The organism is Pseudomonas guariconensis (assembly GCF_900102675.1).
GTDB classification, from domain to species: Bacteria; Pseudomonadota; Gammaproteobacteria; order Pseudomonadales; family Pseudomonadaceae; genus Aquipseudomonas; species Aquipseudomonas guariconensis.
The window spans coordinates 412321-434903 of sequence record NZ_FMYX01000002.1 but is presented as its reverse complement, the minus strand read 5'-3'; the positions used below and the strand labels follow the sequence as shown (position 1 = coordinate 434903).

The window sequence follows — 22583 nt, the reverse complement described above, 5'->3', positions numbered from 1 at the left end:
GGTTTTCACGGCGAGTCGATACTATGCGCCATGCCCATCTCTCTTGAATATCCGATGCTTTCTACCATCGTCGACGACCTGGCCAACCGTGGTTGGTCCCGCCAGCCTTTTTTCCTGCCCGAAGCATTGATCAGCGCCTTGGCGGCCGAGTGCCGACACCGTGCCGCCGAGGGCGAATTGAGCCCGGCCGGCGTGGGGCGCGGCACCGGACAAGAGGTGCGCGAAGCGATCCGTGGCGACCGCATCCAATGGCTGGAGCCGGGTGAGTCCGAGGCCTGTGACCGTTACCTGACGGCCATGGACAGCCTGCGCCAGGCGCTGAACCAGGGCTTGTACCTGGGCCTTGAGGACTTCGAGTGTCATTTCGCCTTGTATCCACCAGGCGCCTTCTATCGCCGTCATGTGGACCGTTTCCGCGACGACGACCGACGCGCGGTCTCGGCCATCCTCTACCTCAACGAGAATTGGCAACCCCAGGACGGTGGCCAGTTGCGCATGTTCCTCGCCGAGGACGCGCAGCTGGATGTGCAGCCGGAGGCGGGCAGCCTGGTGGTGTTCCTGTCTGGCGATATCCCCCATGAAGTCTTGCCGGCCAGGCGTGATCGCCTGTCTCTGACCGGCTGGTTCCGCCGTCGTGGCAATGAACCGTTCTGATTTGCCCAGGGTCCTGGTCAGCGCCTGTCTGCTGGGGCAGCCGGTGCGCTACGACGGGCGCGACAGCGGGCACCCGGATCTTCTTCAGCGCTGGCAGGCCGAAGGCCGCGTGGTGCCGCTATGTCCAGAAGTGGCGGGCGGCCTGCCGACACCCCGCCCCCCAGCGGAAATTCCGGGGGGGCAGGGGGCGGCGGTGCTGGACGGGCAGGCCCAGGTAGTGACGGTGACCGGGTTGGATGTCAGCGAAGCCTTTCTTGCTGGCGCCCGGCAGGCCCTGGCGCTGGTGCGTGAACATAGCATCCGTGTGGCGGTGCTCAAGGCAGGCAGCCCTTCATGTGGCAACCGGTTGACCTACGATGGGACCTTCAGCGGCGTGAAGGTCCCGGGGGAAGGGGTGACCACAGCGCTGTTGCGCCGCGAAGGCGTGCTGGTGTTCAGCGAGCTGGAGCTCGAAGACGCACAGCGAGCGCTGGAAGGTATGGGCCACTAGCAAGGATTCGCCAGACGATAAAGGTCGATGCCCCCTGCAGCGTTTGGCAGGCCATCACTGGCTCGCTGCCTGGTTCTTGAGCCACTTCTGTTCCAATGCCGTCAGACGGCCGTCGTCCTTGATGCGCTGCAGGGCATTGTTCACTGCGCTTTCGAACGCCGGGTTGTCCTTCTGGAATGGAATCACCCGTGCGTCGGCGCCATAGGGCTGGCTGATATCCAATTGCCCATCGAGTGTCTGTTTGGCATCGAGCTGATCGAGGGCGATGTCGAACTTGCCGCTCTGAACGCCAGGCAGCAACTGATCCGCAGGGGCCTCGACGAATTGCGCACGCACATCCAGTTCCTTGGCGATGGCCTGGCCCAGCTCGATTTCAAAGCCAGTCAGGTGTTCGTTTTCCTTGTAGGCGTAGGGTGGGGTATCGGATTGCACGGCAATGCGCAGCTCGCCCCGGTCGTTGACGTCGTCTATCAGCTCGGCCTGGGCCAATGGGCTGATCAAAAGTGCCAGAAGTACGCCAGTGCTCAAACGCATGAATGCCCCCATTTTCTTTTGGCAGTTGAATATGTTTCGCCGCGACTTTCTGACTTGTTACGGTCGAATGCAGGCTATGACCTTAGCTGCGCTGCAATGTTTTGAGCGGCGATCATTTTTTCTGGTCCTGTCCGGCAAGACCTTGGCGCCCAATTGAACTATGGTGATTTATCGCTGCGGTTCGTTAATGGACAGTAGTCAATGAAAGTGAAACACAGGAGATGTGAATGAACAGCCTATTTTCGCGTGCTGCCGTTGCCGGCTTGTTGATGGGGGTGTCGGTGTTCGCGGGCGCCGCGGACGCGCTGAAGAGTCAGGAGCCGCCCGAGGGCGCCAAGGTCTTCATCGTTTCCCCCGCTGACGGAGCGACCGTCGACAAGACCTTCACGGTCAAGTTCGGCATCGAGGGCATGGGGCTCAAGCCTGCGGGCGATGCGACCCCGCACACGGGTCACCATCACCTGCTGGTTGATGTCGACAAAGAGCCTGCGGCTGACCAGCCGCTGCCGACCACCTTGATGCCGGAGAACAACGCACCACTGCCGGCCGGCCCGCAAGTGTTGCACTTCGGCAAGGCGCAGACCGAAGCCACCATCACCCTGACGCCAGGCAAGCACACCCTGCAACTGGTCCTGGGGGACCGGTTCCATGTGCCGTTCAAGCCAAGCGTCGAGTCGCAGAAGATCACCGTGCAGGTGAAGTAAATCCCGACTCTTTCGCGGCCCTCTGGCACAGCGAGATGCTTGAGAGCGATACATGACCTGTGGGAGCGGCGGTTCGGCGCTCCGATTTACCCGCGAAACAGACACCGTCGATACACAGGCAAAAAAAAGGAGGCCACCCGGGCCTCCTTTTTTTATGCAGCGCAGTAACTTAGAACAGCACGCGAGAGCGGATAGTGCCCTTGACCTGCTGGAGTTTTTCCTGCGCCAGGTCCGAGTATTCGGCATCCACGTCGATGACCACGTAACCCACTTTCTCGTCGGTCTGCAGGAACTGACCGGAGATGTTGATCCCGTTTTCGGCGAAGACCTTGTTGATTTCGCTGAGTACGCCGGGGATGTTTTGATGAATGTGCAGCAGGCGGTGCTTGCCTGGGTGCGCCGGGAGGGCAACTTCCGGGAAGTTGACCGACGATACGGACGTACCGTTGTCGCTGTACTTGACCAGCTTCTCGGCCACTTCCAGGCCGATGTTGGCCTGGGCTTCGGCGGTGGAGCCACCGATGTGTGGGGTCAGGATCACGTTGTCCAGGCCGCGCAGCGGGCTTTCGAACTGCTCGTCGTTGGAGCGAGGCTCGACCGGGAAGACGTCGATGGCGGCGCCGATCAGATGCTGATCCTTGATCGCGGCGGCCAGGTGGTCGAGTTCGACCACGGTGCCACGGGCGGCGTTGATCAGGATCGAGCCCTTCTTCATCGCACGGATTTCCTTCTCGCCGATCATCCACTGGGTGGATGGCAGCTCAGGCACGTGCAGCGAGACGATGTCGGCCAGGCCCAGCAGCTCATGCAGGCTGGTCACCTGGGTGGCGTTGCCCAGCGGCAGCTTGGTCAGCGGATCGTAGAAGTAGACCTGCATGCCCAGGCTTTCGGCCAGGACCGACAATTGGGTGCCGATCGAGCCGTAGCCGACGATGCCCAGTTTCTTGCCACGAATCTCGAAGGAATTGGCCGCGCTCTTGATCCAGCCGCCACGGTGGCAGGAAGCGTTCTTCTCGGGGATGCCACGCAGCAGCAGGATGGCTTCGGCCAGCACCAGCTCGGCAACGGAGCGGGTGTTGGAGAACGGCGCGTTGAACACGGCGATACCGCGCTCGCGGGCTGCGTTCAGGTCGACCTGGTTGGTACCGATGCAGAAGCAGCCGACAGCGACCAGTTTCTTCGCGCAGTCGAAGATCTCTTCGGTCAGCTGGGTGCGAGAGCGAATGCCGATGAAGTGGGCATCAGCGATCTTTTCCTTCAACTCTGCTTCCGGCAAGGAACCAGTGAGGTACTCGATATTGGTGTACCCGGCAGCCTTGAGGGTATCGACCGCATTCTGGTGCACACCTTCAAGAAGAAGGAACTTGATCTTGCTCTTGTCGAGAGAAGTCTTGCTCATCTGCGTAAACCTGTATCCCGGAGAAAAAATGGCAGGGGGGTAAAGCGGCGCGGCGTCGGCCTTAGCACGAACGGCGGGAGCGCTATGCTAGCATACGCGACAGAATCTGAGCTTATCCCGACAGGTGAAGAGTGCTCAGGGTGACTATGAATAGTTCGAGAGTTCAGCCGATGACCAACACCGCGGTACTTGATGAACTGATGACCCTGGTCGACCCGAGCAAGGTTCTTACCGACCCGGCTTCGCTGGAGGCCTACGGCAAGGACTGGACCAAGCACTATCCACCGGCGCCCTCGGCGATCGTCTTCCCTCGGTCCATCGAGCAGGTGCAGGCCATTGTCGCCTGGGCCAATCGACATCAAGTCGCGTTGGTGCCCTCGGGCGGGCGCACCGGCCTCTCTGCCGCCGCGGTGGCCGCCAACGGCGAGGTGGTGGTGGCCTTCGACTACATGAACCGGATCCTCGACTTCAACGCTTTCGACCGCACCGTGGTGTGCCAACCGGGCGTGATCACTCGCCAGTTGCAGCAGTTCGCCGAGGACAACGGCCTTTATTACCCGGTGGATTTCGCCTCGTCGGGCTCCAGTCAGATCGGTGGCAACATCGGCACCAATGCCGGCGGCATCAAGGTCATTCGCTATGGCATGACCCGTAACTGGGTAGCAGGGCTGAAAGTGGTGACCGGCAAGGGTGAGCTGCTCGAGTTGAACAAGGGCTTGATCAAGAACGCCACCGGCTACGACCTGCGTCAGCTGTTCATTGGCGCCGAAGGCACCCTGGGCTTCGTGGTCGAGGCCACGCTGCGTCTAGACCGTGCGCCGCGCAACTTGACCGCCATGGTGTTGGGTACGCCGGACTTCGACTCGATCATGCCAGTGCTGCATGCCTTCCAGGGCCGGCTCGACCTCACCGCGTTCGAATTCTTCTCCGACAAGGCCTTGGCCAAGGTCATGGGGCGTGGCGACGTGCCGCCGCCGTTCGAGACCGATTGCCCGTTCTATGCCCTGCTGGAGTTCGAAGCCAGCACCGAAGATGTGGCCAACGAAGCCCTGGCCACCTTCGAGCATTGCGTCGAGCAGGGCTGGGTACTCGATGGCGTGATGAGCCAGAGCGAGACCCAACTCAAGAACCTATGGAAACTGCGCGAGTACATCTCCGAAACCATTTCCCACTGGACACCCTACAAGAACGACATTTCCGTCACGGTTTCGAAGGTGCCGGCGTTCCTGCGGGACATCGATGCCATCGTCGGTCAGCACTATCCGGACTTCGAAGTGGTCTGGTACGGCCATATCGGCGACGGCAACCTGCACCTGAACATCCTCAAGCCCGATGACATGGCCAAGGACGCGTTTTTCGCCACCTGCGCCAAGGTCAACAAATGGGTGTTCGAGATCGTCCAGCGTTACAACGGCTCGATCTCCGCCGAGCATGGCGTGGGCATGACCAAGCGCGACTACCTGGGCTACAGCCGGTCACCTGAGGAAATTGCCTGCATGAAGGCAATAAAGGGGGTGTTCGACCCGAACGGCATCATGAATCCGGGTAAGATCTTCGCTCCTGAATAAGTACGCAGTATCCAGAGGAGTCGGCCATGAGTTACCAGCACCAGTACCTAGACGGCACGCGCATCCACTTTCCCCTGGGCAAGGTGGTCTGCATAGGCCGTAACTACGCCGAACATGCCAAGGAGCTGGACAACCCAATCCCCAGCGAGCCTCTGCTGTTCATAAAACCCGGCAGTTGTGTGGTGCCCTTGGAGGGTGGTTTCAAGATCCCGACCGAGCGGGGGGCCGTGCATTATGAAGCGGAGATTGCCGTGCTGGTCGGCAAGCCGCTGTCGACCCACCCCAGCGAAGAAGAAGTGCGCGATGCCATTTCCGGCTTTGCCCCGGCCTTGGACCTGACCCTGCGCGACGTGCAGGCCAAGCTCAAGGAGAAGGGCCTGCCTTGGGAACTGGCCAAGAGCTTCGACGGTGCCTGCGTCCTGCCGCCGTTCGTGGTCGCCGACACCTTCGAGGACCTGACCGATATCGGCATTCGCCTGTCGATCAACGGCGAAGTCCGCCAGGACGGCAACAGCGCGATGATGCTCAACCCCATCGTGCCGGTCATCCAGCATATTGCCGCTCACTTCTCCCTGCTCCCGGGTGATGTCATCCTCACCGGTACACCCGTTGGCGTCGGCCCCTTGAGGGTGGGCGATGAGCTGGCGTTGGAGCTTCCCGGCGCGAGCCGCTTCGAAAGCCGCGTGTTGTGACCCGCTGACGATGACAGTCTTATCGGGCTGTCATCGTATTCAACGCGATATTTGCCGTTTTTTTCACAAATCATCCGGATAATGCCCCGGATATTTCATTAGCCGAAGTTAGGGAGAACTCGGCGATACCAGGAAGCGCTCTTCTATGGCATTTACCTCCAGTGCTCCACGCCCAGTTCGCAAGCGCGGTATTTTCCGTCGTTGGCAGGTATGGGTAGGGGTAGTCGCAGTGTTGGGCTATGTCCTGGCGGTGATCATGCATTGGGACGATCGCGCCGTGCTGTGGGTCAAGGAGCGCTTCGAGAACAAGGTCGAGCGCGGTGAAAGCGTCTGGCTGCCGGACTACGTGGCGGACATCGATGCCAAGGTATTGCCGGGCATGTCGGACGATGAGCCATCGGACCTGGCGTTCAACCCGTTTACCCGGACCCTGTTCGCGGTAATGGGGAACAACCCTTTCCTGGTCGAGCTGAGCCTCGAGGGTGATGTGCTGCGCAAGATCCCGCTGGTGGGCTGGGACAACCCCGAAGGGGTCGCGGTGTTGGCCGATGGCCAGATCGCGATCGTCGACGAGCGCAAGCATGACATGACCCTGGTGAGCGTGGATGCCAGCACCGCCAGCTTGACCTACGCGGACCATCCGCACCACGACCTGGGCAAGTCAGCCAACAGCAACAAGGGTTTCGAGGCCATCGCCTGGGACCCTGTCCGCCAGCGTCTGCTGTTGGGTGAAGAGCGTCCGCCCAAACTGTATGCCTGGAGCACCGATGGCAAAAGCCCGCTCAAAGGCGAAAAGCAGGTTGTGCCCAGCGACCAGCTCGATGTGCGCAATCTCTCCGCCTTGTGGATCGATCCCCGCACGGGGCATTTGCTGGTCTTGTCGGCTGATTCCAACTTGCTGCTGGAACTGGACGAAAAGGGCAAACAGGTCAGCTTCATGACGTTGCTCGGCGGTTTCAACGGCTTGAAGCACACCATTCCGCGCGCCGAGGGCGTGGCGACGGATGACCAGGGCAACCTGTACATGGTGAGTGAGCCAGACCTTTTCTATCGTTTCAGAAAGAACTGACGGCATTAAGTTTTATTTCAGTCGACCATGATTAGATTCCGGCCTTTCTTATCGGATCTATCTTCATGTGTCGTCGTTCACGCCTGTTCCTTGTTCTGGTGCCGTGCCTTGCGCTGCTGGCGGGTGGATTGGCCGCCCATGAGTTTCGTCTGTTCGAGCGTGGCTGGTTCAATCTTCAGGCTTGGTGGCAGCCTGCCGAGCAGGGCATAGGCCTTGATCGTTACCGTGTGACGCTCGAAGCCCAGCCTATCGCAGGGCTGGATGACGATATCTCGGCGCTGACCTTCGACCCCGACCGCAAGACCCTCTTTACCGTCACCAACAAACGCTCCGAACTCATCGAACTGTCGCTGGAAGGTCGCATCCTGCGCCGCGTCCCCCTGACCGGCTTCGGCGATCCCGAGGCGGTGGAATACGTGGGAACCAACAGTTATGTGATCACCGACGAGCGTGAGCAGCGGCTGATCCGCGTGCATCTGGACGACGACACACTGTTTCTCGACGCCAACGATGCCGAGCAGCTCACCTTGGCCATTGGCCGTAATGGCAACAAGGGCTTCGAAGGCCTAGCCTACGACTCGGCAGGCAAGCGCCTGTTCGTGGCCAAGGAGCGCGACCCGATGATGATCTACGAGATTCACGGCTTCCCCCACGGAAAACCCGGAAAACCCTATGCGGTGCATGTGGTGCAGGACCGCAAGCGCGATTCGCGGTTGTTCGTGCGTGACCTGTCGAGCCTGCAGTTCGACGAGCGCACGGGGCATTTGCTGGCGCTGTCGGATGAGTCTCGGTTGGTGGTGGAACTGGATGTGGAGGGCCGGCCGCTGAGCACGCTTTCGTTGAACAAAGGCTTTCAGGGGCTCAAGCGCAGTGTGCCGCAGGCCGAGGGCCTGGCCATGGACGAGGAGGGGACCATCTATCTGGTCAGTGAGCCGAACCTGTTCTACGTCTTCAGGCAATCGACAGATTGAACGCGGGGCGCGAGCAGGTCTGAGCTCGAAGTCGCCAACTCCCACCGGATACCGGTGGAAACTGGCGAGGTCTTCAACGGGCTGCAATGCAGCCCCAGAAGGGTTACTCGGCCTTGAGCGTCTTGACGCCTTCGGCGGTGCCGAGCAGCAGCAGGTCCGCCGGACGCGCCGCGAACAGGCCGTTGGTGACCACGCCGACGATGGCATTGATCTGCGACTCCAGGCCGACCGGGTCGGTGATTTGCAGGTTGTGCACGTCAAGAATGACGTTGCCGTTGTCGGTCACTACGCCTTCGCGATACACCGGGTCGCCGCCGAGCTTGACCAACTGGCGAGCCACGTGGCTGCGGGCCATGGGGATCACCTCGACCGGCAGCGGGAAGGCGCCCAGCACGGGCACCAGCTTGCTGGCGTCGGCAATGCAGATGAAGGTCTTGGCCACCGCCGCGACGATCTTCTCCCGGGTCAGGGCCGCACCGCCGCCCTTGATCAGGTTCAGGTGCGCATCGCTCTCGTCGGCACCGTCCACATAGAACTCCAGTTCGCTGACACTGTTGAGTTCGTACACCGGGATGCCGTGGGACTTCAGGCGCTCGGCGGTGGCTTCGGAGCTGGCGACAGCGCCGTCGAAGGCGGTCTTGTGCTTGGCCAGGGCATCGATGAAGAAGTTGGCGGTCGAACCGGTGCCGACGCCGACGACGCTTTTCTCATCCAGCTTGGGCAGAATGAAGTCGACGGCAGCCTGGGCGACGGCCTGTTTGAGTTGGTCCTGGGTCATGCGGGCTCCGAGAGGGGCGGGATTTCAAAGCCCGGTATTATAGACGCAAGTGCCGGCAAAACCTCGGTTTCGCTGTGGTCGCCCGACGTAGCGCTGCGGTAGACTCCCAGGCCTTGTCCCGCGGCCAGTGATGCTTTCCCGATGCTCGAACAGTACGTCAAGAAGATCCTCACCTCGCGCGTCTACGACGTCGCTGTCGAAACCCCGCTGCAGAGCGCTGGCCAGTTGAGCAAGCGGCTGGGCAACCAGGTCCTGCTCAAGCGCGAGGATCTGCAGCCGGTGTTCTCCTTCAAGATCCGTGGGGCGTACAACAAACTGGCGCAGCTGAGCCCAGAAGAACTGGCCCGCGGCGTGGTCACCGCCTCGGCCGGCAACCATGCCCAAGGTGTGGCACTGGCGGCGCGCGAATTGGGTATCAAGGCAACCATCGTGATGCCTAAGACCACCCCGGAGATCAAGGTCGAAGGCGTGCGCTCGCGCGGCGGCAAGGTGGTGCTGCACGGCGACTCCTTCCCCGAGGCGCTGGCCTATTCGCTCAAGCTGGTCGACGAGAAGGGCTTCGTCTACATCCACCCCTATGACGACCCCCACACCATTGCCGGTCAAGGCACCGTGGCCATGGAAATCCTGCGCCAGCACCCGGGGCGCCTGGACGCGATCTTCGTGCCCGTCGGCGGCGGTGGCCTGATTGCCGGCATCGCCGCCTATGTGAAGTACCTGCGTCCCGAGATCAAGGTGATCGGCGTCGAGCCGGACGATTCCAACTGCCTGCAGGCCGCGATGGCTGCAGGCGAGCGCGTGGTGCTGCCGCAGGTCGGCCTGTTCGCCGACGGCGTGGCGGTGGCGCAGATCGGCCAGCATACCTTCGACATCTGCCGACAGTATGTGGACGAGGTGGTGACGGTCAGCACCGACGAGATTTGCGCTGCCATCAAGGATATCTACGACGATACCCGCTCGATCACCGAACCTGCAGGCGCCTTGGGCGTGGCGGGCATCAAGAAATACGTCGAGCTGTATGGCGTATCCGGCCAGACCCTGGTGGCGATCGACTCGGGTGCCAACGTCAATTTCGACCGCCTGCGCCATGTGGCCGAGCGCGCCGAACTGGGCGAAAAGCGCGAGGCGATCATCGCTGTGACCATTCCAGAGCGACCGGGCAGCTTCAAGGCATTCTGCGAGGCGATCGGCAAGCGCCAGATCACCGAGTTCAACTACCGTTACCACGCCGACAAGGAAGCGCACATCTTCGTTGGCGTGCAGACTCACCCTGAAACCGATCCGCGGGCGATGCTGGTCCAGCAACTGACCGAGCAAGGCTTCCCTGTCACCGACCTGACCGACAACGAACTGGCCAAGCTGCATATCCGCCACATGGTCGGCGGGCACTCGGCAGGGGCCAGCGACGAGATGGTGCTGCGCTTCGAGTTCCCCGAGCGCCCAGGGGCGCTGTTCAATTTCCTCAATAAACTCGGCGGTCGCTGGAACATCTCCATGTTCCACTACCGCAATCACGGCGCAGCCGATGGCCGAGTGGTCGCAGGCCTGCAGGTACCGGACGACGAACGCCACCTGGTACCGGCGGCACTGGCCAAGATCGGCTACCCCTACTGGGACGAGACCGATAACCCGGCTTACAAGCTGTTCCTGGGCTAAACGACTAAGCTTGCCCTATCGCTCAAGGACGTCAAGATATGGAATACCTGACCACCCTCAAGGCCCTGCACATCGGTGCCACCGTGTTGTTGCTACTGGGCGCGCTGGGCCTGGCGATCTGGACCGTCGCTGCCCGCCGTCGTGGCGATGCCGAGGCCTACGGCAAGCTGCTGCGCCGGCCTCTGGTGTTTGTCTGGTTGTTGATGGGCGTTTGCTTGGTGAGCATGCCGTTCACCGGTTGGTGGCTGGTGCACCTGATCGGCTGGCCCCTGGGGCAGACGTGGTTACTGGCCTCCAGCGTCATTTACAGCGTGGGCGCGTTCACTGCCTGGTGGTTGTTGGTCCGTCTCAACCGGCTGCGCAAGGCTGAACCCACGGGGTTGCGCTTCACCCTGGCGTTGGCGTTGATCAGTGGCGTGTGCTTGCTCTCCATCGCCGGACTGATGGGCGCCAAGCCGATCTGAGCCCCAAGGGGTCGTTCCACGCCCCATCGCAGGCTTGGCCAGCTTCCACCTGGATCCGCTTTGAAAGGTAGGCGCTGGCGCAGCTGCGATGCTCCGTCACCAACCCTTCATGAAACCGCGGTATATCGTTACAGACCCTCGGCGACGTTCATGAGCCGGGCCCCGGCAAGACCCCATGGAACACAGAGTTTTCACCTCGCCGCACATAAGCTTGGCGGGCGCGTTGCTGCGCTCGTGAGCTTTGTGGAACAATGCGTTGACATGCGTTTGCGAGGTTGCTGCCGTGATCGACCCGGATGGTTTTCGCCCCAATGTCGGGATCATTCTTACGAATGATGCCGGGCAGGTGCTATGGGCTCGACGGATCAACCAGGATGCCTGGCAATTCCCCCAGGGTGGCATCAACCCTGACGAGACGCCGGAAGACGCCCTGTACCGCGAGCTGAACGAAGAAGTAGGCCTGGAACGCGAGGATGTGGAAATTCTTGCCTGCACCCGTGGCTGGTTGCGTTATCGTTTACCCCAGCGCCTGGTGCGCACCCACAGCCAGCCCCTGTGCATTGGCCAGAAACAGAAGTGGTTCCTGCTGCGCCTTGTGAGCAATGAGCAGCGGGTACGCATGGACCTGACCGGCAAGCCGGAATTCGACGGCTGGCGTTGGGTCAGCTACTGGTATCCCTTGGGCCAGGTGGTGACATTCAAGCGTGAGGTCTATCGCCGCGCCTTGAAAGAGCTAGCCCCGCGCCTGTTGACGCGCGACTGACGACGGAGTCCGACCCCGAGCCATGCTCAATACGCTGCGCAAGATCGTCCAGGAAGTGAACTCCGCCAAAGATCTCAAGACGGCGTTGGGGATCATTGTCTTGCGCGTCAAGGAAGCCATGGGCAGCCAGGTCTGCTCGGTCTACCTGCTCGATCCGGATACCAACCGATTCGTGCTCATGGCCACCGAGGGCTTGAACAAACGCTCCATCGGCAAGGTCAGCATGGCCCCCAACGAAGGCCTGGTCGGCCTGGTCGGTACCCGGGAAGAGCCGCTGAACCTCGAAGACGCCGCCGCTCACCCCCGTTATCGCTACTTCGCCGAAACCGGCGAGGAGCGCTTCGCCTCCTTCCTCGGTGCACCGATCATCCACCACCGTCGTGTGGTCGGGGTGTTGGTCATCCAGCAAAAGGAGCGCCGCCAGTTCGACGAAGGCGAAGAAGCCTTCCTGGTCACCATGAGCGCCCAGCTCGCAGGCGTTATCGCCCATGCCGAGGCCACCGGCTCCATCCGGGGCCTGGGCCGCCAGGGCAAGGGCATCCAGGAGGCGCGCTTCGTCGGTGTGCCTGGCTCGCCGGGCGCTGCCGTCGGCAAGGCCGTGGTGATGCTGCCGCCGGCCGATCTGGAAGTGGTCCCGGACAAGACCGTCGAGGACATCGACACCGAACTCAAGCTGTTCAACACCGCTCTGGAAGGTGTGCGCGCCGACATGCGCAAGCTGTCGGCCAAGCTCGCCACCCAGTTGCGCCCGGAAGAGCGCGCGCTGTTCGACGTCTACCTGATGATGCTCGAGGACGCGGCTTTGGGCGGCGAGGTGGCGCAGGTCATCAAGACAGGCCAATGGGCCCAGGGCGCCCTGCGCCAGGTGGTGGGCGAGCACGTCAGCCGCTTCGAGTTGATGGACGACGATTACCTGCGTGAGCGGGCATCGGACGTCAAGGACCTGGGCCGGCGCCTGCTGGCCTATCTCCAGGAGGCGCGCTCGCAGACGCTGGTCTACCCGGACAACACCATCCTGGTGAGCGAGGAACTGACCCCGGCGATGCTCGGCGAGGTACCGGAGGGCAAGCTGGTCGGCCTGGTCTCGGTACTCGGCTCGGGCAACTCCCACGTGGCGATCCTGGCTCGGGCCATGGGTATCCCGACGGTCATGGGCCTGGTCGACCTGCCGTACTCGAAGGTCGACGGCATCGAAATGATCGTCGACGGCTACAAGGGTGAGGTGTTCACCAACCCGGGCGAGGTGCTGCGCAAGCAGTACAGCGACGTGGTCGAGGAGGAGCGCCAGCTGGCCCAGGGGCTGGATGCCCTGCGTGAGCTGCCGTGCGTGACCCCGGATGGCCACCGCATGCCGTTGTGGGTCAACACGGGGCTGCTGGCCGATGTCGCCCGTGCCCAGCAGCGTGGTGCCGAAGGCGTGGGCCTGTACCGCACCGAAGTGCCTTTCATGATCAACCAGCGTTTCCCCAGCGAGAAGGAACAGCTGACGATCTACCGTGAGCAACTGCAGGCGTTCCATCCGCTGCCTGTGACCATGCGCAGCCTCGATATCGGCGGCGACAAAGCGCTTTCGTACTTCCCGATCAAGGAAGAAAACCCCTTCCTGGGCTGGCGTGGCATCCGTGTGACCCTCGACCACCCAGAAATCTTCCTGGTGCAGACCCGCGCCATGCTCAAGGCCAGCGAGGGCCTGAACAATCTACGCATTCTGCTGCCGATGATCTCCGGCATCCATGAGCTGGAAGAGGCGCTGCACCTGATCCACCGCGCCTGGGGCGAGGTGCGGGACGAAGGCACCGATGTGCCGATGCCGCCGGTCGGGGTGATGGTCGAAATTCCTGCCGCGGTGTACCAGACCCGCGAGCTTGCGCGTCAGGTGGACTTCCTGTCGGTCGGTTCCAACGACCTTACCCAGTACCTGTTGGCGGTCGATCGCAACAACCCGCGCGTCGCCGACCTCTACGACTACTTGCATCCAGCGGTGCTTCAGGCCTTGCAGACCGTGGTCAGCGTCGCCCATGAAGAAGGCAAACCGGTGAGCATTTGCGGTGAGATGGCCGGCGATCCAGCTGCCGCCGTGCTGCTGATGGCGATGGGCTTCGATAGCCTGTCGATGAACGCCACCAACCTGCCAAAGGTGAAGTGGATGCTGCGTCAGATCAACATGAGCAAGGCCAAGGAACTGCTGGTCGATGCCATGAGCCATGACAACCCGCAGGTTATCCACAGTTCGCTGCAGTTGGCCCTGAAGAACCTGGGGCTGGCGCGGATGATCGGGCCTGGGGCCAACAAGACCCTCTGACATCACTCCTGGCCTCTTCGTGGGTAAACCCGCGAAGAGGCCGATACACCAATGCCTTTCAGACCAGCAGCTCGACCTCTCCCAAGTGCCCGCCAAAGGGCCCGAAACTGCGCTCGATGATTCGCCGCCGTCCTTGGTCATCGACCAGCAATACCGTACTCGCCCGTGTTCCATAGTTCTGGCTGGCAATGAACACGCTCGACAGCAGCTTCTCGGTCGCCAACCCCACGCCAGTTTCCGGCAGATCGCTGTCATGGGCCGGCGCTGCATCGGCGAGCAACGCCAGCAGATGCTCCGGCTGAGGATCCTCAAGTAACGCCTCCAGCCCATTACGCGCCTTGATCAGCTTGGGCCAGGGCGTATCCAGCCCGGCATTGGACAGCCCGTACACCCCAGGCTCCAGCAGGCGCGGCGAGGTCTGGCGTGCGTTCAGGTAACCCAGCTGCCCTGCATCGTCCACCAGTAGATTGAATCCTGAGTACTGGCTGCTGCGGCTGGCCACCTGGTCGAGGTAAGCCTCCACGCCCAGGTCCCCGCGCAGATAGGCCGCCACCAGCTCGCCGCGTGAGCGTGGCCCGAGTGGCTGTTGTGGGTCACGGATGTTGGTCAGCGCCGCGAAGCGTCCCAGGGGGCCGATGCCCAGCCAGGTGCCACCGGCTTCCAGGTCGCGACCGGCATGCACGCCCGGGGCGTCCTCCCAGGCGGCCAGGGCCTGGGTCGGGCGGGCGTAGAACTCGTCACGGTTGGCCGCGACGATCAGCGGCAGGGCGTGCCCCGGCCGCCAGGCGAAAACGATCAGGCACATGTCAGGGCCTCGGTTGTTTTGGCCACTCTACCCACTAGGGCTGCGTCTATCCATCACCTGACAGAGAGTTCACTAGAGCCACGGGGCTGGCTTCCGCTACCATGGCGGATTGTTTCCATAAGGGGCGACGAATGGAATTCGTACTCTATCTGCTGTTGGGGGCCTGCGCCGGTGTGTTGGCCGGGCTGTTCGGTGTGGGCGGTGGCATCATCATCGTGCCGGTGCTGGTGTTCAGCTTCACCCTGCAGGGCTTCGACCCTTCGGTACTGACTCACTTGGCCGTCGGCACGTCGCTGGCGACCATCGTCTTCACGTCGATCAATGCCGTGCTCGAGCATCAGCGCAAGGGCGCGGTGCAGTGGCCGATCTTCGCCTGGATGACCCTGGGCATCCTGCTCGGCGCGCTGGTCGGGGCCAAGACTGCCTCGCTGATCCAAGGCCCGATGCTGCAGAAGATCATCGGCGTGTTCGCCCTGGTGATCGCCGCGCAGATGGCCTTGGACCTCAAGCCCAAGGCCAGCCGTGGTATCCCCGGCAAGCCTGGCCTGACCGCTGCTGGCAGCGTGATCGGCTGGGCCTCGGCGATCTTCGGCATCGGCGGCGGCTCGCTGACCGTGCCGTTCCTGACCTGGCGCAGCCTGCCGATGCAGCAGGCAGTGGCGACCTCGTCGGCCTGTGGTTTGCCGATTGCCGTGGCCAGTGCCCTGAGCTTCATGTGGCTGGGTTGGAACGAGCAGCACTTGCCGGCTCACAGCATCGGTTACGTCTATCTTCCTGCGCTGGTGGGTATCGCGGTCACCAGCATGTTCTTCGCCCGATTCGGTGCCCGCCTGGCGCACAGGTTGTCGCCGCGTTTGCTCAAGCGCCTGTTCGCCGCGCTGCTGTTTTGCGTCGGTCTGAGCTTTTTGATTTAACCCGAGAGGAATGACAATGCTGCCTTACCCGCAGATCGACCCCGTGGCCGTGGCCATCGGGCCGCTGAAAATCCACTGGTACGGCCTGATGTACCTGATCGGCATCGGCGGCGCCTGGCTGCTGGCCTCGCGCCGGTTGAACCGCTTCGATCCCACCTGGACCCGCGAGAAACTCTCCGATCTGGTGTTCTGGCTGTCCATGGGGGTGATCGTCGGTGGGCGCCTGGGCTATGTGCTGTTCTATGACCTGCACCAGTACTTGGCCAATCCGACGTTGATCTTCGAGGTCTGGAAGGGCGGCATGTCGTTCCACGGTGGCTTCATCGGCGTGATGCTGGCGGCATTGTGGTTCGGCAAGCGCAACAACAAGTCGTTCTTCGAGCTGATGGACTTCGTCGCCCCGCTGGTGCCGATCGGCCTGGGCGCCGGGCGCATCGGCAATTTCATCAACGCCGAGCTGTGGGGCAAGGCCACCGACCTGCCTTGGGCGATGGTCTTCCCGCCGTTCAGCGACCCGGCGCAACTGCCGCGTCACCCGTCGCAGCTGTACCAGTTCGCCCTCGAAGGTGTGGCATTATTCGTGATCCTTTGGCTGTACTCGCGCAAACCGCGCCCGACCATGGCCGTTTCCGGCATGTTCGCGCTGTTCTACGGGATTTTCCGCTTCATCGTGGAATTCGTGCGGGTACCCGACGCCCAGCTGGGGTACATCGCCTTCGGCTGGTTGACCATGGGTCAGTTGCTCTGCGTGCCGATGATCGCCGGCGGCATCTTCCTGATCTGGTGGGCCTACAACCGCAAACCTACGGCCAAGGCCACCGTTTGACTCTCACGGCAGGGGCGATCCCCCTGCCGTTCTTGCTACAGGTAAGCCATGAAACAGTATCTAGACCTGGTCCGTGACGTCATCGAAAACGGTACGTTGCAGGAAAACCGCACCGGCATCCGCACCATCAGTCTGCCGGGCGCCATGCTGCGTTTCGACCTGCAGAAGGGCTTCCCGGCCATCACCACGCGCAAGTTGGCGTTCAAGTCGGCGATCGGCGAGATGGTGGGTTTTTTGCGCGGCGTGAAGAATGCCGGGCAGTTCCGTGAGTTGGGCTGCAAGGTCTGGGACCAGAACGCCAACGAGAACGCTCAGTGGCTGGCCAATCCCTTCCGCCAGGGCCACGACGACCTGGGTGAAATCTACGGCGTGCAATGGCGCCAGTGGCCGGGCTACAAGCGCATCCCGCTGAGCAATCCGGCGGCCATCGAGATGGCCGAGAAGGCAGGCTTTCGCCGCATCGCCCAGGATGAAGAAGACGGCCAGGCGTTCGTCATCCTGTACAAGGCCATCGACCAGGTGCGCCAGTGCCTGGACACCATCGCCCACGACCCGGGCAGCCGCCGCATTCTGTTCCACGGCTGGAACTGCGCCCAGCTCGATGAAATGGCCCTGCCGCCGTGCCACCTGCTGTATCAGTTCCACCCCAATGTCGAGACCAAGGAAATTTCCCTGACGCTCTACATCCGTTCCAACGACCTGGGCCTGGGCACACCGTTCAACCTCACCGAAGGCGCGGCGCTGCTGTCGCTATTCGGCCGGCTGACCGGCTACACCCCGCGCTGGTTCACCTATTTCATCGGCGATGCCCATGTGTATGAAAACCACCTGGACATGCTGAACGAGCAGATGAAGCGCGAGCCATTGGCAGCGCCGAAACTGGTGATCAGCGACCGCGTGCCGGCGTTCGCAGAGACGGGCAAGTACGAGCCCGAGTGGCTGGAGAAGATCGAGCCGAGCGACTTCTGGCTGGAAGGGTACGAGCACCATGCACCGATGACCGCGCCGATGGCGGTCTGACCCTGAGAGGGCTGGGCTGCTCGCAGCCCCCCCTCAATGCCCGTGACTGCGTCCCACGTGGGAGTGCTCGGTTTCAGGTACCGATACCGCCCCGTTCGTCTCCAGTTGCTGAAGGATCGCGCACTCCGATCCTTTGGCGTTGCACTGCTGGCGCAGCTCCACCAACTGCGCCTGCAGCGCCATCAACCCATCGATTCTCGCCTGCACATGCTCGATATGCTCGTCGATCAGCGCATTGACGCTGCCGCACGAATCGTCGGGGCTGTCGCGCAGGCGCAACAGGCTGCGGATTTCGTCCAGGGTCATGTCCAGGGTGCGGCAGTTGCGGATGAAGGTCAGTCGCTCCACATGGGCCTGGGTGTATTGCCGGTAGTTGCCTTCGGTGCGGGCGGGGGCCGGTAGCAATTGCTCGCGCTCGTAGTAGCGGATGGTCTCCACGGCGCACTCGGTGGCCTTGGCCAGTTCTCCGATCTTCATGGCAATCTCCAGGAAAGGGGCTTGACCCTATAGTGGCTACAGGGTGTTCACTTGGCAACAACCCACTCTGTGGATACCTGCAGAGGTCAGCGCTCACGTTAAGGATGATTCCATGAACCAGCCTGTCAGCCCCGAACATCAGCATGACCACGGCCATGATCACGATCATGGCGACAAGGCGCACAGCCATGCCTCCCATGGTCACGGTTGCTGCAGCTCCAGTGCCGCGCCAGCCAGGGTGCAATTGACCGAGAGGGCCAGTGGTCAGGCACGGCTCAGCCGTTTCCGCATCGAGGCCATGGACTGCCCCACCGAGCAGAGCCTGATCCAGGACAAGCTCGGCAAGCTGGCGGGCATCGAACAACTGGAATTCAACCTGATCAACCGCGTGCTCGGCGTGCGCCACACGCTGGAGGGTACGGCCCAGATCGAGCAGGCCATCGACAGCCTGGGGATGAAGGCCGAGCCTATGAGCGCTGAGGGTGACGATGCCCCAGCCGCGCCCCTGGCCCACAAGCCCCGTTGGTGGCCGCTCGCGTTGTCGGGTGTGGCGGCGATCGCCGCCGAGCTCGTGCATTTCTCCGGCAAGGCACCGGAGTGGGTCGTGGCGCTGTTGGCGCTGGCAGCCATCCTCGGCTGTGGCCTGGGCACCTACAAGAAGGGCTGGATCGCCCTGAAGAACCGCAACCTCAACATCAATGCATTGATGAGCATCGCCGTGACCGGTGCCGTGTTGATCGGCCAATGGCCGGAGGCGGCCATGGTCATGGTGCTGTTCACGGTTGCCGAATTGATCGAGGCGCGCTCGCTGGACCGCGCCCGTAATGCCATCGGTGGGCTGATGCAACTGAGCCCGGACCTGGCCACGGTGCAGCAGGCTGACGGCCAATGGCGTGAGGTCGAGGTGCGGGATGTGGCTATCGGCGCCTTGGTGCGCGTGCGCCCTGGTGAACGCATCGGCCTGGACGGCGAAGTGGTCAGTGGGCAATCGAGCGTCGATCAGGCGCCGATCACCGGCGAAAGCCTGCCGATCGAAAAGGCTGTCGGCGACAAGCTGTTCGCCGGCACCATCAACCAGGCCGGTGCCTTGGAGTACCGGGTCACTACGGCGGCAGGGCAGTCGACCTTGGCGCGCATCATCAAGGCCGTCGAAGAGGCCCAAGGCGCCCGGGCGCCGACCCAGCGCTTCGTCGACCAATTCTCGCGCATCTACACCCCGGCGGTGTTCGCGGTGGCCCTGACGGTGGCGATCATTCCACCGCTGTTCATGGCCGGCGCCTGGTTCGACTGGATCTACCGCGCGCTGGTCCTGCTGGTGGTGGCCTGCCCTTGCGCCCTGGTGATCTCCACCCCGGTGACCATCGTCAGTGGCCTGGCGGCGGCGGCGCGCAAGGGCATCCTGATCAAGGGCGGCGTGTACCTCGAAGGCGGGCGCAAGTTGGACTTCCTGGCTCTGGACAAGACCGGCACCATCACCCATGGCAAGCCGGTACAAACCGACAGCAAGGTGCTCGACCCGTTGTTCGAAGGCCGCGCCCAGGCGTTGGCGGCAAGCCTGGCGGCGCGCTCCGACCACCCGGTGTCGGGCGCCATCGCCCAGCATGCCCAGGCGCAGGCCCTGGAGCTGAGCGACGTGCGTGAGTTCACCGCCCTGGCTGGTCGCGGCGTGCGGGGCGAAATCGACGGCACCCTGTATCACCTGGGCAACCATCGCCTGGTCGAAGAGCTGGGCCTGTGCTCGCCGGCTCTGGAGGCCGAACTGGACCAGCTCGAGCGCCAGGGCAAGACCGTCGTGCTGCTGCTCGACGGCTCCGGACCGCTGGCGCTGTTCGCCGTGGCGGACACGGTCAAGGACAGTAGCCGCCAGGCCATCGCCGAGCTGCATGCGCTGGGTATCAAGACTGTCATGCTGACCGGCGATAATCCCCATACCGCCCAGGCCATCGCCGCCCAAGTGGGCATCGACCGCGCCGAAGGCAACCTTTTGCCGGCGGACAAGCTCGGCAGCATCGAGGCACTGTACGGCCAAGGGCATCGTGTCGGCATGGTCGGTGATGGCATCAACGACGCGCCGGCCCTGGCCCGCGCCGAGATCGGCTTTGCCATGGCGGCGGCTGGCACCGACACCGCCATCGAGACCGCCGACGTGGCGCTGATGGACGATGACTTGCGCAAAATCCCCGCCTTCGTCAGGCTGTCGCGCCAAAGTGCGGCGATCCTGACGCAGAACATCGTTCTGGCATTGGGCATCAAGGCGATTTTCCTGGCGATCACCTTCGCCGGCATGGCGACCATGTGGATGGCGGTGTTCGCCGACATGGGCGTGAGTCTGCTGGTGGTGTTCAACGGCTTGCGCCTGCTGCGTAAATAGAGGTAATTCGATGCTGAGCGCGGAGCTCAAAGCCTTCTACATGGTGGCCCGCCTGGGCAGCATCACTTTGGCTGCGAAGAAGCTCGGGCTCAGCCAGCCCACGGTGACCACGCAGATCCGCAACCTGGAGAGCCACTACGCAGTTGAGCTGTTCTACCGGGGTGGGCGGCGCTTGGTGCTGAGCGAGGAGGGCGCGCGACTGTTGCCGATGGTCAAGGCCTTGCTGCAACAGGAAGCCGACATCGAGTTCGAGCTGCGCAACAGTGGTCAGGCCCAGGGCGGTTTGCGCATCGCCGCCACCGCACCCTATTACATCCTCGATCTGGTGAAGATCTTCCGTGAACGCTTGCCACAGGTGGAACTGACCGTAGAAATCGGCAATTCCCAGCAGGTGCTGGAGATGCTCGAGGACTACCGGGTGGACATCGCTGCCTCTTCCCAACTGGTGGAAGACAATCGTCTGGTGCGTCGCGTGCTGGGTAGCGACCCGCTGGTCGTGGCGGTGCACCGCAACCACCCGCTGGCCCATCGCCACGCAGTTTCCATCGACGCGCTGGCCGGGCACTGTCTGTTGATGCGTGAACCTGGTTCGACCACTCGCAAGCTGACCGAGCGCATGCTCGAGGAGGCCGGGGTCAACGGTGGGACGCTGTTGGAAATTGGCAGCCGTGAATCGATCCGCGAGGCGGTGCTGCGCAACATCGGCATCAGCATCATTGCCCGCCATGAAGTGCCGCATAACCCGGAGCTGCGGGTGTTGACGCTGGAGAATGCTCCAGTGATGCACGAGTACTTGTACTGCCTCAAGGAGCGGCGCCAGGCCAGGTTGCCGGCGGCGTTCCTGGGCGTGGCACAAGAGGTGGTGGGATCGCAGTTCTAGATCGGTGTTGGCTCCTTGGGGGTGTGTGCTGAACCCTGTAGGAGCGGGTTTCCCCTGAAAGCGCCGTTGAGTTCACTACAAAAATCCGTGAATGGCACTATCGGCAGCTTTTGCTTACCAGCCACATAACCTTCGCATTGAGTTCCTAGCATGGCCCCATCTGTTCGATGAGGCCCTGTCATGAACAACGCTATCCCTGCCCCGGGCGCACAAATGAAAGTGCGCAACATCCACAAGCGTTTCGGCGCCTTCACGGCCCTCAACGATGTCTCCCTGGACATCGCCGCCGGCGAGTTGGTCTGTCTGCTGGGCCCTTCCGGCTGTGGCAAGACCACGCTGCTGCGCTGCATCGCCGGTCTAGAGCGCCAGGACCGTGGCGAGCTGTACATCGGCGAACGCGATATCTCCCACTTGCCACCCCAGGCCCGTGACTACGGCATCCTGTTCCAGTCCTATGCGCTGTTCCCCAATCTGACCGTCGAGGCCAATATCGCCTATGGTCTGACCGGCAGTAGCCGCGAGCAGGCACGCCATCGTGTGGCGCAGATGCTCGAACTGGTCGGTCTCTCGGGCAGCGAGAAGAAATACCCCGGCCAGCTGTCCGGCGGCCAGCAGCAACGCGTGGCCCTGGCCCGCGCCCTGGCGCCGTCGCCTTCGCTGTTGTTGCTCGACGAGCCCATGTCGGCACTCGATGCACGTGTTCGCGAGCACCTGTGCACCGAGTTGCGCCAGCTTCAGCGCCAGTTGGGCATCACCACTCTGATGGTGACCCACAACCAGGACGAAGCCATGTTGATGGCCGACCGCATCGCCGTGATGAACAACGGCCAGGTCGAGCAGTACGCCACCCCGCAGGAAATCTACGACCAGCCCGCCACGCCGTTCGTGGCCGAATTCGTCGGTCAGGGCAACTGGCTGCCCTTCCAGCGCAGCGGCGACAGCCATGCCCAGGTGGGGGGCATGAACATGCGCCTGGCCCCTGGGGCGGTGCACAGCAGCAGCGGTCGACTGTTCTGTCGCCCTGAGGCGATCACCGTCAACCCGGTGGTGCATGAGGAGAACCTGTTCCCGGCCATGGTCCAGGAGATCACCTTCCTGGGTAACCGCTGCCGCATGAGCTTCGAGCTCAAGGCCCTGCCTGGCCATTCGCTGCTGGCGGAGCTGGCGCCAGAGGCCATGCCGCGCCTGGGGTCCCAGGACATCTGGGTGGCCTTGCCGCCGCGCAGCCTGCAGGTCTTTGCCTGAG

The 22583-nt window shown here is 62.7% G+C and carries 22 protein-coding genes; 17 read left to right on the top strand and 5 right to left on the bottom strand.

The annotated features are described in order from the left end of the window. The first annotated feature begins 30 nt into the window (after positions 1-30). Complete coding sequence (locus BLS27_RS04865) at positions 31-654, top strand: 2OG-Fe(II) oxygenase (protein WP_090343435.1); 624 nt, start codon at positions 31-33, stop codon at positions 652-654. Then, a complete protein-coding gene (locus BLS27_RS04860; protein WP_090343433.1) occupies positions 641-1144 on the top strand; it encodes a 2-thiouracil desulfurase family protein in 504 nt (167 codons plus the stop codon). The genes BLS27_RS04865 and BLS27_RS04860 overlap by 14 nt, the downstream gene beginning before the upstream one ends. 54 nt (positions 1145-1198) lie before the next feature. Here BLS27_RS04860 and BLS27_RS04855 read toward each other — a convergent pair whose 3' ends face one another. Continuing rightward, positions 1199-1678 carry a transporter substrate-binding domain-containing protein gene (locus tag BLS27_RS04855; RefSeq protein WP_043211568.1) on the bottom strand — a complete coding sequence of 160 codons (480 nt, stop codon included), beginning with the start codon at positions 1676-1678 and terminating at the stop codon, positions 1199-1201. A gap of 227 nt (positions 1679-1905) precedes the next feature. On the opposite strand from BLS27_RS04855, the gene BLS27_RS04850 reads away from it, so the two are divergent. Beyond that, a complete protein-coding gene (locus tag BLS27_RS04850) occupies positions 1906-2382 on the top strand; it encodes a DUF4399 domain-containing protein (RefSeq protein ID WP_043211481.1) in 477 nt (158 codons plus the stop codon). Between the two features lie 169 nt (positions 2383-2551). On the opposite strand, the gene serA is transcribed toward BLS27_RS04850, so the two are convergent. Continuing rightward, entirely contained in the window at positions 2552-3781 is a 1230-nt protein-coding gene (serA, locus tag BLS27_RS04845) for a phosphoglycerate dehydrogenase (RefSeq protein WP_043211478.1), read from the bottom strand. 170 nt (positions 3782-3951) lie between these two features. On the opposite strand from serA, the gene BLS27_RS04840 reads away from it, so the two are divergent. From BLS27_RS04840 to BLS27_RS04825, 4 genes are all read left to right on the top strand, one after another. Continuing rightward, positions 3952-5349 carry an FAD-binding oxidoreductase gene (locus BLS27_RS04840; protein WP_090343430.1) on the top strand — a complete coding sequence of 466 codons (1398 nt, stop codon included), beginning with the start codon at positions 3952-3954 and terminating at the stop codon, positions 5347-5349. A gap of 26 nt (positions 5350-5375) precedes the next feature. Beyond that, positions 5376-6041 carry a fumarylacetoacetate hydrolase family protein gene (locus BLS27_RS04835; protein ID WP_090343426.1) on the top strand — a complete coding sequence of 222 codons (666 nt, stop codon included), beginning with the start codon at positions 5376-5378 and terminating at the stop codon, positions 6039-6041. Between the two features lie 145 nt (positions 6042-6186). Further along, positions 6187-7110: an SdiA-regulated domain-containing protein gene (locus BLS27_RS04830; protein WP_090343424.1), complete on the top strand. Its 924-nt coding sequence runs from the start codon at positions 6187-6189 to the stop codon at positions 7108-7110. A 65-nt stretch (positions 7111-7175) separates the two neighbouring features. Then, a complete protein-coding gene (locus BLS27_RS04825; RefSeq protein ID WP_043211469.1) occupies positions 7176-8081 on the top strand; it encodes an SdiA-regulated domain-containing protein in 906 nt (301 codons plus the stop codon). A 103-nt stretch (positions 8082-8184) separates the two neighbouring features. Here the strand turns inward: BLS27_RS04825 and rpiA are convergent, their stop codons facing one another. Then, positions 8185-8859, bottom strand: coding sequence for a ribose-5-phosphate isomerase RpiA (gene rpiA, locus BLS27_RS04820; protein WP_043211467.1), 675 nt, complete (start codon positions 8857-8859; stop codon positions 8185-8187). A gap of 141 nt (positions 8860-9000) precedes the next feature. Between rpiA and ilvA the strand changes: the two genes are divergently transcribed. The 4 genes from ilvA (at position 9001) to ptsP (ending at position 14044) form a co-directional block, all read left to right on the top strand. Next, entirely contained in the window at positions 9001-10515 is a 1515-nt protein-coding gene (ilvA, locus tag BLS27_RS04815; RefSeq protein ID WP_090343422.1) for a threonine ammonia-lyase, biosynthetic, read from the top strand. Between the two features lie 38 nt (positions 10516-10553). Next, positions 10554-10979 carry a DUF2269 family protein gene (locus BLS27_RS04810; RefSeq protein WP_043211463.1) on the top strand — a complete coding sequence of 142 codons (426 nt, stop codon included), beginning with the start codon at positions 10554-10556 and terminating at the stop codon, positions 10977-10979. A 283-nt stretch (positions 10980-11262) separates the two neighbouring features. Then, the gene (locus BLS27_RS04805) at positions 11263-11742 is read left to right on the top strand and encodes an RNA pyrophosphohydrolase (RefSeq protein WP_029614755.1); all 480 of its coding nucleotides are present in this window, start codon (positions 11263-11265) and stop codon (positions 11740-11742) included. Between the two features lie 22 nt (positions 11743-11764). Continuing rightward, positions 11765-14044, top strand: a complete 2280-nt coding sequence (ptsP, locus tag BLS27_RS04800) for a phosphoenolpyruvate--protein phosphotransferase (protein ID WP_070571747.1) — start codon at positions 11765-11767, stop codon at positions 14042-14044. 58 nt (positions 14045-14102) lie between these two features. On the opposite strand, the gene BLS27_RS04795 is transcribed toward ptsP, so the two are convergent. Then, the gene (locus tag BLS27_RS04795; RefSeq protein ID WP_090343420.1) at positions 14103-14849 is read right to left on the bottom strand and encodes an NRDE family protein; all 747 of its coding nucleotides are present in this window, start codon (positions 14847-14849) and stop codon (positions 14103-14105) included. Positions 14850-14980: 131 nt separating this feature from the next. Between BLS27_RS04795 and BLS27_RS04790 the strand changes: the two genes are divergently transcribed. From BLS27_RS04790 to BLS27_RS04780, 3 genes are read left to right on the top strand one after another with little or no spacing between them, the layout of a single operon-like run. Beyond that, the gene (locus BLS27_RS04790) at positions 14981-15763 is read left to right on the top strand and encodes a sulfite exporter TauE/SafE family protein (protein ID WP_043208693.1); all 783 of its coding nucleotides are present in this window, start codon (positions 14981-14983) and stop codon (positions 15761-15763) included. 16 nt (positions 15764-15779) lie between these two features. After that, positions 15780-16589, top strand: coding sequence for a prolipoprotein diacylglyceryl transferase (gene lgt / locus BLS27_RS04785; protein WP_043208691.1), 810 nt, complete (start codon positions 15780-15782; stop codon positions 16587-16589). A gap of 48 nt (positions 16590-16637) precedes the next feature. Then, a complete protein-coding gene (locus BLS27_RS04780; RefSeq protein WP_043208690.1) occupies positions 16638-17609 on the top strand; it encodes a thymidylate synthase in 972 nt (323 codons plus the stop codon). Between the two features lie 33 nt (positions 17610-17642). Here the strand turns inward: BLS27_RS04780 and cadR are convergent, their stop codons facing one another. Beyond that, positions 17643-18086, bottom strand: a complete 444-nt coding sequence (gene cadR / locus BLS27_RS04775) for a cadmium resistance transcriptional regulator CadR (protein ID WP_043208688.1) — start codon at positions 18084-18086, stop codon at positions 17643-17645. 112 nt (positions 18087-18198) lie between these two features. On the opposite strand from cadR, the gene BLS27_RS04770 reads away from it, so the two are divergent. The 3 genes from BLS27_RS04770 (at position 18199) to BLS27_RS04760 (ending at position 22582) form a co-directional block, all read left to right on the top strand. Then, positions 18199-20457 carry a heavy metal translocating P-type ATPase gene (locus tag BLS27_RS04770; protein WP_090343418.1) on the top strand — a complete coding sequence of 753 codons (2259 nt, stop codon included), beginning with the start codon at positions 18199-18201 and terminating at the stop codon, positions 20455-20457. Positions 20458-20467: 10 nt separating this feature from the next. After that, entirely contained in the window at positions 20468-21337 is an 870-nt protein-coding gene (locus tag BLS27_RS04765; protein ID WP_090343414.1) for a LysR family transcriptional regulator, read from the top strand. Between the two features lie 180 nt (positions 21338-21517). Continuing rightward, on the top strand, positions 21518-22582 hold the full coding sequence (locus BLS27_RS04760) for a putative 2-aminoethylphosphonate ABC transporter ATP-binding protein (protein ID WP_043208682.1): 1065 nt from the start codon (positions 21518-21520) through the stop codon (positions 22580-22582). Position 22583 lies beyond the last annotated feature (1 nt).

What these genes read in the sequence shown, in the direction of transcription:
- BLS27_RS04865 (WP_090343435.1), top strand. Translation starts at nt 31, where the DNA reads ATGCCCATCTCTCTTGAATATCCGATGCTTTCTACCATCGTCGACGAC.
- BLS27_RS04860 (WP_090343433.1), top strand. Translation starts at nt 641, where the DNA reads ATGAACCGTTCTGATTTGCCCAGGGTCCTGGTCAGCGCCTGTCTGCTG.
- BLS27_RS04855 (WP_043211568.1), bottom strand. Translation starts at nt 1,678, where the DNA reads ATGCGTTTGAGCACTGGCGTACTTCTGGCACTTTTGATCAGCCCATTG.
- BLS27_RS04850 (WP_043211481.1), top strand. Translation starts at nt 1,906, where the DNA reads ATGAACAGCCTATTTTCGCGTGCTGCCGTTGCCGGCTTGTTGATGGGG.
- serA (WP_043211478.1), bottom strand. Translation starts at nt 3,781, where the DNA reads ATGAGCAAGACTTCTCTCGACAAGAGCAAGATCAAGTTCCTTCTTCTT.
- BLS27_RS04840 (WP_090343430.1), top strand. Translation starts at nt 3,952, where the DNA reads ATGACCAACACCGCGGTACTTGATGAACTGATGACCCTGGTCGACCCG.
- BLS27_RS04835 (WP_090343426.1), top strand. Translation starts at nt 5,376, where the DNA reads ATGAGTTACCAGCACCAGTACCTAGACGGCACGCGCATCCACTTTCCC.
- BLS27_RS04830 (WP_090343424.1), top strand. Translation starts at nt 6,187, where the DNA reads ATGGCATTTACCTCCAGTGCTCCACGCCCAGTTCGCAAGCGCGGTATT.
- BLS27_RS04825 (WP_043211469.1), top strand. Translation starts at nt 7,176, where the DNA reads ATGTGTCGTCGTTCACGCCTGTTCCTTGTTCTGGTGCCGTGCCTTGCG.
- rpiA (WP_043211467.1), bottom strand. Translation starts at nt 8,859, where the DNA reads ATGACCCAGGACCAACTCAAACAGGCCGTCGCCCAGGCTGCCGTCGAC.
- ilvA (WP_090343422.1), top strand. Translation starts at nt 9,001, where the DNA reads ATGCTCGAACAGTACGTCAAGAAGATCCTCACCTCGCGCGTCTACGAC.
- BLS27_RS04810 (WP_043211463.1), top strand. Translation starts at nt 10,554, where the DNA reads ATGGAATACCTGACCACCCTCAAGGCCCTGCACATCGGTGCCACCGTG.
- ptsP (WP_070571747.1), top strand. Translation starts at nt 11,765, where the DNA reads ATGCTCAATACGCTGCGCAAGATCGTCCAGGAAGTGAACTCCGCCAAA.
- BLS27_RS04795 (WP_090343420.1), bottom strand. Translation starts at nt 14,849, where the DNA reads ATGTGCCTGATCGTTTTCGCCTGGCGGCCGGGGCACGCCCTGCCGCTG.
- BLS27_RS04790 (WP_043208693.1), top strand. Translation starts at nt 14,981, where the DNA reads ATGGAATTCGTACTCTATCTGCTGTTGGGGGCCTGCGCCGGTGTGTTG.
- lgt (WP_043208691.1), top strand. Translation starts at nt 15,780, where the DNA reads ATGCTGCCTTACCCGCAGATCGACCCCGTGGCCGTGGCCATCGGGCCG.
- BLS27_RS04780 (WP_043208690.1), top strand. Translation starts at nt 16,638, where the DNA reads ATGAAACAGTATCTAGACCTGGTCCGTGACGTCATCGAAAACGGTACG.
- cadR (WP_043208688.1), bottom strand. Translation starts at nt 18,086, where the DNA reads ATGAAGATCGGAGAACTGGCCAAGGCCACCGAGTGCGCCGTGGAGACC.
- BLS27_RS04770 (WP_090343418.1), top strand. Translation starts at nt 18,199, where the DNA reads ATGAACCAGCCTGTCAGCCCCGAACATCAGCATGACCACGGCCATGAT.
- BLS27_RS04765 (WP_090343414.1), top strand. Translation starts at nt 20,468, where the DNA reads ATGCTGAGCGCGGAGCTCAAAGCCTTCTACATGGTGGCCCGCCTGGGC.
- BLS27_RS04760 (WP_043208682.1), top strand. Translation starts at nt 21,518, where the DNA reads ATGAACAACGCTATCCCTGCCCCGGGCGCACAAATGAAAGTGCGCAAC.